The following is a 10,313-nucleotide window of genomic DNA, read 5'->3' as shown; positions in this document are numbered from 1 at the left end:
CCGCGCCCGGGAGGTGCTGGCCAGTCTGTTCCCGACCCTGGAGGAGGAACGCCTGCAGCGGTTCCTCAATGAGATCGGCCCGGGGCTGAACAACGATGTCCTCAATCGCCTGGTCCTGCAGCGGCACAACCTGTACCGGGAGCTGGAGCAATGGAAGCGCCTGCCCGGCCCCCATCCCAAAAACAGCCGCATGGCCCGGGAGGAAAAACTGCGTAAAAATATCATTGCGCACAAACTCTATCGCTGCTGGGAAGACCGCCTCGCCGAGCACCGCGACGACTTGGGCCAGGTGCAGAGCGGCGCGAGCCTGGACCTCAGCGCCCTCGACCTGCCCGGCAGCCTGCCGCTGCTGGGCAATGGTTTCGAGCACGTCACCCAATTGAAGCTGGCCAACTGCATGTTCAACGACAGCCAGTGGCCCTTTCTGCAGGCATTCCCGTCCCTGCGGGAGCTGGACGTCAGTGCGAACGAACTGACGCGGCTGCCCGAGCCCATCGCCAACATGCGCTACCTGCGCGACCTCAACGTGGGGGAAAACCAGATCACGCTGCTCAACGGCGACGTTGCGCGCCTGAAAAACCTCAAGCACCTGCGCAACCTGAACCTGTACCGCAACCCGCTGACGCAGCCACCGAACATCTCGAAAATGCCGCACCTGCGCCGCCTGTTCCTGAGCCGCACCCCCATCACCCAATGGCCCACCGGGCTGTTTGCCCACCCACGGGAGGAGGGTTTCCTGCTGGACCTGAGCCAAACCCGGATTGATCATGTGCCAGCGCTCATGGCCGATAGCGCCGAGGCCCGGACCGTCGCCCATACCCGCCTGGACCGCAACACCCTGCTCAACGACCAGCGCCTGCTGTACGAGCAGTACCGCGAAGCCGCCGGACTGGACCCCAACCGCAGCTATGAACCCCGTGGAGAGAGCGGCCCGTGGCTGGAACGGGTCAGGCCGCCGTTACTGGGCAGGCGCCAGGAGCTGTGGCAAGCGGTGGAGCGCGAGCACGGCTCCCAGGGTTTGTTCGAGGTGATCAAGGCCCTTGAAGCGCCCGACTTCTTCCAGCGGCCCCAGGACATGGACACCTATTGGGACAATCTTGAAACGTTGCGCGAGCGCGTCTGGCGTTTGCTGGAGGCGGCCCACAACGATACGGCGCTGCGTGAAAAGCTGTTCAAGATGGCCAGTTTTCCCGGCCTGTGCGCCGACGGCAGTGCACAGATTTTCAATGACCTGGGCATCGAAGTGCTGGTCAGCGAAGCCCAGCGTTACTCCGCCTCGGCCAGCGAGCGCGAGGGCAAACTGGTGACGCTGGCAAAGGGCAATGCACGGCTCAAGCAATTGAACCGCATCGCCAGCGAGGACATTGCCCATCGGCTCAAACCCGAAGCCGAAGGCGGCCTCGGCCAATGGCTGCGTTCGCAACGACGGGAGGGCGTGATGGGTAACGTGGACGACGTGGAGGTCTACCTGAGCTACCAGACCTCCCTGGCCAAGCGCCTCGACCTGCCCTGGCTGTCGGAACACATGCTGTACCGCGACACCGGTGACGTAAAACCTACGCAGATCGAACAGGCCTACAGCACGGTGCTGGAGCTGGGCGAAGGCGATGGCCTGGTCAACCAGATGTTGCTGGAGCCCTATTGGGAACAGTACCTGCACGACCACCACCCGAACACCCTTGAGGCCAATGCCCGGCATTTCGACGAACAATGCGCACGCCTTGATGAACTGCAGGAAGCCCAGGCCAGGCTGGCCCAGGCCAACGGCTTACCCGCCGAGCAGAAGGAAGCGTTGGGGCTCACGCTGATCGGCCTCGCCGACGCCCTGGGTGTACCGCACCCGCAGGTGCTGACCGGGCAACCCATGACGGACGACAGCTACAACCTGCTGCTCAACGAACTGGGCTACCGCGAAAAACAATGGATGCGCGAGTTGACCCACCAGGCTTTGGAACGCCACAGCCAACAACGTAACCGCGTCACGCGCCAGGTCTGACCGTATGGGTGTGTCATGGCACCCCCATTACCAGTACGCCGCTGCCGTTCAACGGCCCCTCGACAGGCAGGGACCCCGCCTGCTTGACCAGGGCGAACGTTACAACGTCGCTCCCGGAACTGTTGGTGATACGGGTCAGGAACGAGCCATTGACTCGAACCGCAGTCCCCTGACGGACAAGGGCCGTGCCCACGTTCGGATTGCTCATCACCAGCGCATTGGCGTTGAACGAGGACGGCGTGCCTTTGTAGGTAATGGTGATCGGCGTGGTAATCCCCGGGTCCGGGCACCGGTAGGTGAGCGTGCGATCGGTACGAACGGTGGTTGATACGGGGTCGGTGCCTATCGCCCTCTGGTGCACGTTGCCGAAGTTGATTTCGATCGGTTGGTTATTGTTGATCGTGCACGACGACGGGGAGATGGTGAAGTCGTTGTTGGCGATGTACGTAAGCTGCAGGCTCGTGGAAAAGGAATCGTAGTTGTTGGTCTGGTCGAGACGTAACACGCCCAGAGTGTCACCTATTCGAATGTCGATCGGGTTGGTCGGGTTGTTGCGGATCAATATATAAGGGATGACATCGATCGGGATCGGAGACGTATTGTTAGGCATGGTCGCAATCCTGATACCCGCCTGGATAGGCGTGTTCCAATAACTGCCATTGATACGCAAGCCGGTCGTCTGGCTGACGAACTTCGGACCAGGCGACCAGGCCGGGCCGATCCTCGTCCCGGTGGCCCAGTAGTCCTGCCGTCCATCCGGGGTATAGCTGTCCGGTTCAAACCGGCATTCGATCCTCACCCCGGACAGGAGAATGCGCGGCTCATTCACCTCCAGCCGCACATTCACCGGAACCTGCAGGTTCAACGTCCCGCCAATGCTCACCCGTTGCCAATTGCCGCCATTGACCCGGCAATCAGCCGCTTTCACGGTCGTCGTGACGCCAGCCAGGGCAAGCAGCACAACGGCTCCAAATAGTCGTTTCATGTTGTTCTCTTTCATCCCATGCATAACGGTTTAGCGTTACGGATAATCCAGCGTAAACGTCGAAGTCACACGGTAGCTGCCGTGCCCGATGGTCTTGTCCCGCAGGGCATCCGGCTCACCCTGCACATAGGCCTTGAGCAGGATGACGTTGTTGCCGGGGCTCAATTTCTGTTCGTCGCCGACCTTGTTCACCGGCACCGGCTTGTCGCTCAGTGTCTCCAAACCCAGCCCGATACCAGAGGCACCGCTGCCACCGTCCAGCGCAAACAAACCGGGCAGCGCGCGGTTTTCCGCACCGTTGAACAGGATGGTCACCGAGTCGCTGATGGTGGTATTGCAGTCATCCAGGTGCAGGGTGAAACGTTTGCCCACTGAGCGTGTGTTGATGTAGAGGTGCTTGCTGGTCAGGTCCCACAGCTCCAGGGTGATGGCTTCATCGCCCGGGCGGATGGTGCAGGCCTGTTCCACCAGGTTGCCCTTGAACCTCAGGTTGTCCACCGCCTGCGCCGTGGCCGCCAGGCCGAAGGTCAGCAGCAGGACCAGCCCCTTATGAATCATTGCGTGTCGCATACACTCGACTCCTACTGGTATTCAGCCAACAGCGTGGCCACCGCCGTGAACCCTTGGGCCTTCAGGACCGAACCCGGCCGTTTGACCGGCACCACTTCCAAGGTCGGCGGTGCCGCCAGGCTGATGTCCAGCGGCGTGTTGAGGCGAAACGGCGCGTTGTTCTGGTACAGCCGAATGCCCAGGTCAGGCGCAGTGGTCTGCAGGGCCGCGTTATCAAAGCTTGTCTCTGCGCCCTTGACGCTCAACTTCAACAGCCACGGCAGCGCGGAGGCGCCGCAGCGGATGGTGTAGCCGACGGCCCTGCGATATTTCACGCCATCGACACGCTTGGTGCCGACATCCCCGAAATCGACTTCAATCGTGCTGCCCGAATCAATCGTGCAGGGCGGCGGCTCGTTCAGCGTTCCGTTGAACGTCAGGTTGGCCGACGCAGCACTGAAAAAGCCGAAGCAACACAAGCCGAGCAACGTTCGCTGTGGCCAACATTTCATTGATCGTTTCCTCATTATTGGTACTCGATCACGAGGGTGGCGGCGGTCGCAAATGCCCCGCCCGTCAGCGTGCTGCCTGCGCGCTTGACCGGCACCGCCTGCACAGCCGGAAAGGTCGGATGGGTAAACCTGAGCGGCGTGTTCAGCGGCCAGTCCGCCCCATTGGCGAAGAGCTTGACCCCCAGGTCGGTCTTGGGGGTCGAGAGCACTTTGTTATCAAACCCGGCTGCCGCGCCCTTGAGTTCCAGGGTCATCGCGTTGCTGTAAACGGGAGGACTGCAGGTGACGGTATACGGCACGTCCCGTCGATAATTCACGCCATCAATCCGTGACGTCAGCAGGTCATTGCCGAACGGCACATTCAGCGTGCCGCCGCTGTTAATCACGCACGGTGGAGGTGCAATGATGGTCGCGCGGATCGTCAGGTTGGTATCGGCCTGCACGCCCTGGCTGACCGCCCACAGCAGTCCCGCACCGATAAAAATGGCCCACGGGCCGGTTAACCTGGTCATTGTTCTGCCCTTACTCATAATTGAGCCTGAAATCCACCACGGCCCGGAATGCACCGCTGGTCAGGGGTGCCGGGGTGCGCGTGGGCTGGACGTTCCAGGTCTGCGTGTTGCGGCCCAAGGGCAAGAACAATGGCTCCCCCCTTGAACCCAGCTGTACATCGCGCCCCTGGGAATCAGTCAGGCGCAGGCCCATCCCGGTGATGCCTTGCACCTTGACCAGCCGTGAATCGTCGGCATCGGCTGGTGCGATGAACGCTACCGAGAGCACCGGTTGATAAGCACTCCATGTCAGGTTCCCCGTGCGCTCACTGGCGATGCGGCCGGCGGTGCGCCGGCAATCCTCGAACAGCAGTTGAAAGGCCACGGAGGTCGCCTGGTCACCCGGCCGTTGCAACTGGCTGGCCGATACCGGGCCCAGGTCGATCGTCTGGTGCAGGGATGCCATCTCCAGGCTGCAGGGGGTTTCATGCATGGACCCGAGAATGTTGAGCATCCCGACCATGCCCTCCACATCCTCGTCATCCGCGGCGTGCGCCGGCCCCATCAGGGCCAGCAACAGACCGCCCAAGACCTTCACTGTGTGCAACTTCATGACGTTCTCCGGCAGCAGGCACTACTGATTGGCCACAGACAGTTGCGTGTTCACCTTGCATGTCTCGCCACTGCAGGTGAACGCCAGCAGCGGACGGCCACCGTAATCATTCACGTAGGACAAATAGGGGGTGGTGCCGAGCTCCTTGGCAGTCGGCCCCAGGGCCTGCGTGCCTTTGGGCGGGACCATCACCGGCTCGAAGCCCGGTATGGTCTTGCCGTCCTTGCTGCTGCGCGCATCCACCAGGGTCACGTAGTAAGGCGTGGGGTTATTCACCTGGTAGTGATCGCCTTGCCGGGTAAGGGTCAGCTTTTCCTGCCATGGGTTGGACAGGTCCTGCTGGGTGGGGGTAATTGCCTGCGGCCGGTAAAACAATTTGATCCGGGTTTGCAGGGCGATTTGCAGGGTGTTGGGCTTGTCGCTGCGCGGCGGAATTTCCCGCAGGTTGAAGTAGTAGACCGTCTCCCGATCCTGGGGCAGCGATTTGGCGGCCGGCAACGCCTGGACCTTTACCTGGCTCTGCTTGCCGGGCTCCAGGCGTTGGACCGGTGGCAGCACGATCAACGGCGAGGTGATCTTGTTGCCCTCTTCATCCTCGATCCAGCCCTGGGCCAGGTACGGCAACTGGGGGTTGTTGTTGGTGATGTTGACGCTGGTTGCGTCTTTGCCACCGTCGAAAATCACGCGGGTACGGTCCAGGCCGACAGCGGCGTTGGCGCTCTGGCTCAAGACCGCCAGCAGCAGTGCATAGGTAAAACGTGTGCTGTGTTTCATGAGGATGGGTTCTCCATAGTGTTTCGCTGGCCGGTCAGGGTGGCTGGCTCGGGTGAGGCTTGATCGACGGCTACCCTCTGGCAGCGCAGTTGCAGGGCATCGGTGAACGCATCCGTTGGCAACTCGACGGGCAGCGTCAGGACGCAGCGCTCGGTGCCGCCCCAACTGACGATCATCTGCTCGCCGGCCTGAATGCCGCTCAGGTAGACATCCCCGCCGTCATTCACCACCCCGGTGTCCTGCTGCTTGCGGTTTTTCACCGTGGCGCCGAAGGGCGGTGCGCTGCCATCCGGCAGGCGAAGAACCGCCATGGCCTTCTGGCCGGAAATCACTTCCAGGGATCGGTAGCCAATGGCCCCCTCGGTGAGGGTCAGTTGCGTCACGGATTGAGTGGCCTCGACATCGCTGGGCAATTTCTCCAGGTCAACACTGGCCGCCGTACGCTGGTAGCTGGTGATGTCGGAGATGACCGCCTTGCCGAACGCGTTGCTGCGGGTCGGCGTGCCGTAACCCCGCACGGGCACATCGGGCACACCGGCGGTATCGACCAGCAGCCGGGTTCCGCCGGTACTGGTGGTTCGATGCAGCGCCCCACCGTAAGGGGTGAGCGTGCCGCCGCCACGCACGGATGCACTGAGGGTGCGGTTATTGCCTTGTTGCGTCGTGGCGCTGAGGTCGATGTCGGCCTGGTCACCAATATGGCTCAGGTAGCCGCTGGCCGAGGTGTCGCTGGCACTGACCTGATAGCTGTTACGTTCATCCAGGCGATCGGCGTAGCGTGTGGTAAAGCTGTTTTTGCCGCCGGCCCTGTTGGCATCCATCGACAGGGTGCCGGTGGGTCCCAATGGCAGGCTGACCGTCAGCGCTGCTCCGTTGTCCTTATATTGGTATTCATGGGTGCGATATAAATTCAGCGACAGGCTCATGTTCCTGACAGAGCCCACGTTGAAGTAACGAGACGCCGACAGGTTCCAGCGCTGGGTGTCCGGCCGGTTCCAATAGGTTTGTTTGTTGTAGCTGGCATACACCGTGGTGTTCAGATCGCGGAACTGTTTGTTCACCGTGACCGTATACAGCGCCTTGTTACCGCCAATGGGTTTCCAGTGTTCAATGAAGTTACCGTCTTCATCGAACACGCCGCGCCCACCCAATTCACCGTTCAACCCATAGTGCCGAGCATCCAGGTATTGGCTCATGCTCAAGTAGTTCTTCTCGGAGAACCGGTAACCGGCGAAGGTGACCTGGCTGTCGTACTCTTCAAAGTTCTTGGAATATTGAAGGCGGTAGGATTTGCCCGAAAGTGTCTGGTTCCACAGGCTGGCGCGAGACTGGGTGACGTCCAGGGAAACGGCCCCGAACGCCAGCAAATCCCGCCCCGCCCCCACCGACAGCGCACGGTAGTTGTTATCCGTTATCGCACCGCCCAGCAGCGACCAACCATTGCTGATTCCCCAGGAAAATTCGCCGGTGCCGAAAAAGTCACCGTGGGAGTGGTACTGCAGGTTGGACGGTCGCCCGGCAGACAGCTTGTAACGAACCTGCCCGGGACGCGTCAGGTAGGGAACGCCTGCCGTATCGAGCTGGAATTTCTGTACCGAACCGTCCTGCTCCTCGACCCGCACATCCAGCGTGCCGGACACGGCGTCGTTAAGGTCCTGGATCCGAAAAGGGCCTGCCGCCACCAGCGTTTCATAGAGCACACGCCCCTGCTGGCTGATGACAACCTTTGCATTGGTCTTGGCCACCCCGACCACTTCCGGTGCATAGCCCCGCAGGTTGGGCGGCAGCTGGCTTTCGTCTGACTTGAGCCCGGCACCGGTAAAGCGGAAGCTGTCGAACAGGTCCGAATACAGGTAGTCCTCGCCCAACACCAGGCGTGCCTTCAGCGCAGGAATGGCGCGATATGCGTAATAGCGACTCCACTCCAGTTTTTGCCGGCTGGCCTGCGCCTCGCGGTCTTTCTCGACACGCCCTTGCCAATCCGCCCGCAGGCGCCAGGCCCCGGCATTGGCCCCGAGTGTGCCGTTACCGCTGAGGTCATTGCGCGTACCGTCACCTTTGCGGTAGCTGGACTGCGCCGTCATGTTGTAGTCGACCAGCAGCCCCGGCACCCCCTCGTCCCAACGTGACGGCGGGTCCCAGTTGATGGCGCTGTATTCCAGGTAGGCCTGGGGAAGGTTGATGTCCAGGGTGGACGTGCCCAGGTCGGCACTGACTTCCATGCCGGGCAAGCCCGTGACATCCAGGCACTGCCCGCCCTTCCACCACTTCAGCTGGTCAGCACCGGACGCCTTGAGGCCCAGTTGCTCGACAAGCTCGCGCGATAAACAGGGCACACTGCCTTTGGGATCATCATCGGGGGCAAAGAACGCCACCGATTGTTCAGATATAGGTTGGGTATTGAGCTGGACCACCATCGAGTAGGTGCCAGGCAAGATAAACCCACTGCGTGCAAACTGAGACAGGTCAATATTGGAGCGATCAATCAGATCAAGAACGTCGGTATTAAACTCAATATCCCCGGCGCCCATTGCAGTTCCAGCCAGTGATATCAACCCGCCAAAGAGGCTGGGGCGCAGCGTATTCATGACTTTCGACGTATTCAACATACACGCAACTCAATCTTCAAAAGTATTCCAACTTGAACCGCACTGCCGCGCGGTGAGCCCCTGCCAACAGCGGCACTCCGTTGCCCACCAGGCGGAGCCTGTAATGAAGTGTCATGTCGCCATCAACCACCGGCAGCAGCGCCATCGGCACTCCCGGCACACTCACCTGGCCAGCGGCGTCCTCAATATGGAAAGCAACCCCCTGCGAGGCCCCAAAGGCCGCAAAGGTGCGCCCGCCCATATCGCTGGGCCCGTCGAACGTCACGCGAAGATGCTCCCAGTCCGGCAGCGTTTCGCCGGGGCGCAGCGGGTCGGGACGCGTCACGGTGCAGTTGACCAGCCGTAGCTGGAACGGCTGCATTTGCCCCGCGCCCTCTCGCAACAGGCGGCCGATGGGTTCGGGAGGCATGTCGATGGTCTGATCGGCAGTGACCGCTTCCAGCCCGCAGGCCGAGTCGATGATCTCGCCTCCCAGCGTGACGAGCCCATCGCCTTGCACACGCGTCTGCGCGGCATCACAAGGGCTGATGAACAACGTCAATGAAGAGGCAATAGCGAGACTTATGAATGTTTTCACCTTGATCTCCCGCCAGTTTTCCCCCGCCACCAGTGGTGGCGGGGGAAACACTTACTGATAAGCCAAGGTGAAGTTGGTGACCGCGCTGAAATCACCAGGAACGATGTCGCCTGTCGCCTGGCCTTGTACGTAGGCGCCGAACTGCAGGGTGTTATTACCGGCAACAATGGCCTGCGGAGTGGTTGGCACGCCCAGCTCAATCGCTTTGCCGCCGTGGGTCATCATGATGCCGATGCCGCCCGCGCTGCCGACCGTGCCGATGCCGCCAGGCACAACGCTGGACGGTGCACCGGTGAAGGTAGTGGTCACGGTGTTATCGGTGAGGCCAGACAGGTCGCACCCTTCAAGCTCGATCGCCACGGGGCGGGCGGTGGACTTGCCGCCGGATTGCAACTGATGCTTTGCAATAGCGCCAAGTGCAACTGACTGATCCACAGACTCAGGCTTGATAGAGCAAGCACCCGAATGGACCGAACCGGTAAATGTAATCGTCCCGTCCGCCGCATTAGCAACAGAGATCGAACCCGCCAACAGGCCGACAGTCAACAGCGCAGCTTTTACTTTAGTCTTCATTTGCAGAGGCTCACATGTATTAAAAATCAAAACGAAATCCTGGCTTAGTTGCGCACAGGACTTAATTAACCCAGCGCCAGAACAATTTCCTGAAGCAATGGAAATCGGATGCTTTCCAATTACTTGTATTGCAATTCAGGAGTTCGTTCGAGGCCGGGCAATTATCCATTTCGATTTTGAATATGAAAGCCGGTCGATTCGCTTATTCACGTAGCCTTGTCACACCAAGACACATAGGAAAATTATGGCACTTTGCCAAAACTTTTGAATCAACCGTAAGAAACGGACTACATCAACTTAACGAGAATGATTTAGTGCAGAACAAGTCCGTAAGAATAGGATTACATATTATAAAAAACAACAGTAATTACTGGGGCACGCCAACTAACAAGTTGGCGAATATGTCGAAAGGGTCAGTGCGCTGATCGGCCCGTTTCGAGTCCCGTCTCACAAGACGCGAGATGACCGTTCGTCTGCCGGGGTTGCGGCGGCAATAAGATATATCTTACGTTGTATCTAAACCAAACGAGAGCACCCGAAATGAGAGACCATCATTCACACCGCGACCCCGGTGACAGCCGCGACGGCTTCGACAAACGTCCAGGCCGCGAGCGCGGCGGCCGTGGCCCACGGG

At 60.4% G+C, this 10,313-nt stretch carries 10 protein-coding genes; 1 reads left to right on the top strand and 9 read right to left on the bottom strand.

Translation table 11 applies throughout. The annotated features are described in order from the left end of the window. Positions 1-1,996: NEL-type E3 ubiquitin ligase domain-containing protein (locus HX846_RS23235; RefSeq protein ID WP_306173143.1), on the top strand; the 1,996-nt coding region annotated here is incomplete at its 5' end. A 13-nt stretch (positions 1,997-2,009) separates the two neighbouring features. Here the strand turns inward: HX846_RS23235 and HX846_RS23230 are convergent. Genes HX846_RS23230 through HX846_RS23190 form a run of 9 tightly spaced genes read right to left on the bottom strand, consistent with a single transcriptional unit; the run spans position 2,010 to position 9,679 of the window. Beyond that, positions 2,010-2,981: a fimbrial protein gene (locus tag HX846_RS23230; protein ID WP_008435561.1), complete on the bottom strand. Its 972-nt coding sequence runs from the start codon at positions 2,979-2,981 to the stop codon at positions 2,010-2,012. A 36-nt stretch (positions 2,982-3,017) separates the two neighbouring features. Then, positions 3,018-3,551 carry a fimbrial protein gene (locus HX846_RS23225; protein ID WP_087692798.1) on the bottom strand — a complete coding sequence of 178 codons (534 nt, stop codon included), beginning with the start codon at positions 3,549-3,551 and terminating at the stop codon, positions 3,018-3,020. Positions 3,552-3,562: 11 nt separating this feature from the next. After that, positions 3,563-4,042: a fimbrial protein gene (locus HX846_RS23220; protein ID WP_178966160.1), complete on the bottom strand. Its 480-nt coding sequence runs from the start codon at positions 4,040-4,042 to the stop codon at positions 3,563-3,565. 14 nt (positions 4,043-4,056) lie between these two features. Beyond that, on the bottom strand, positions 4,057-4,554 hold the full coding sequence (locus HX846_RS23215) for a fimbrial protein (protein ID WP_003216424.1): 498 nt from the start codon (positions 4,552-4,554) through the stop codon (positions 4,057-4,059). 10 nt (positions 4,555-4,564) lie between these two features. Then, entirely contained in the window at positions 4,565-5,146 is a 582-nt protein-coding gene (locus HX846_RS23210) for a fimbrial protein (protein ID WP_003216422.1), read from the bottom strand. A gap of 21 nt (positions 5,147-5,167) precedes the next feature. Then, complete coding sequence (locus HX846_RS23205) at positions 5,168-5,920, bottom strand: fimbria/pilus periplasmic chaperone (protein ID WP_003216420.1); 753 nt, start codon at positions 5,918-5,920, stop codon at positions 5,168-5,170. Next, positions 5,917-8,529, bottom strand: a complete 2,613-nt coding sequence (locus tag HX846_RS23200) for an outer membrane usher protein (RefSeq protein ID WP_158244083.1) — start codon at positions 8,527-8,529, stop codon at positions 5,917-5,919. Before HX846_RS23200 ends, HX846_RS23205 begins: the two co-directional genes overlap by 4 nt. A 16-nt stretch (positions 8,530-8,545) precedes the next feature. Further along, the gene (locus HX846_RS23195; protein WP_023659209.1) at positions 8,546-9,106 is read right to left on the bottom strand and encodes a fimbrial protein; all 561 of its coding nucleotides are present in this window, start codon (positions 9,104-9,106) and stop codon (positions 8,546-8,548) included. Between the two features lie 51 nt (positions 9,107-9,157). Continuing rightward, the gene (locus tag HX846_RS23190) at positions 9,158-9,679 is read right to left on the bottom strand and encodes a fimbrial protein (RefSeq protein WP_023659208.1); all 522 of its coding nucleotides are present in this window, start codon (positions 9,677-9,679) and stop codon (positions 9,158-9,160) included. Between the last annotated feature and the right edge of the window lie 634 nt (positions 9,680-10,313).

Source organism: Pseudomonas sp. K5002 (assembly GCF_013386655.1).
In the GTDB taxonomy this organism is placed as follows: Bacteria; Pseudomonadota; Gammaproteobacteria; order Pseudomonadales; family Pseudomonadaceae; genus Aquipseudomonas.
Note: the sequence above shows the minus strand (reverse complement) of the source record. Positions and strands in the feature narration are given on the sequence as shown.

Bases quoted from the DNA above. Each gene is read 5' to 3' on its own strand.
- HX846_RS23230 (WP_008435561.1), bottom strand. From the start codon at position 2,981: ATGAAACGACTATTTGGAGCCGTTGTGCTGCTTGCCCTGGCTGGCGTC.
- HX846_RS23225 (WP_087692798.1), bottom strand. From the start codon at position 3,551: ATGCGACACGCAATGATTCATAAGGGGCTGGTCCTGCTGCTGACCTTC.
- HX846_RS23220 (WP_178966160.1), bottom strand. From the start codon at position 4,042: ATGAAATGTTGGCCACAGCGAACGTTGCTCGGCTTGTGTTGCTTCGGC.
- HX846_RS23215 (WP_003216424.1), bottom strand. From the start codon at position 4,554: ATGACCAGGTTAACCGGCCCGTGGGCCATTTTTATCGGTGCGGGACTG.
- HX846_RS23210 (WP_003216422.1), bottom strand. From the start codon at position 5,146: ATGAAGTTGCACACAGTGAAGGTCTTGGGCGGTCTGTTGCTGGCCCTG.
- HX846_RS23205 (WP_003216420.1), bottom strand. From the start codon at position 5,920: ATGAAACACAGCACACGTTTTACCTATGCACTGCTGCTGGCGGTCTTG.
- HX846_RS23200 (WP_158244083.1), bottom strand. From the start codon at position 8,529: ATGTTGAATACGTCGAAAGTCATGAATACGCTGCGCCCCAGCCTCTTT.
- HX846_RS23190 (WP_023659208.1), bottom strand. From the start codon at position 9,679: ATGAAGACTAAAGTAAAAGCTGCGCTGTTGACTGTCGGCCTGTTGGCG.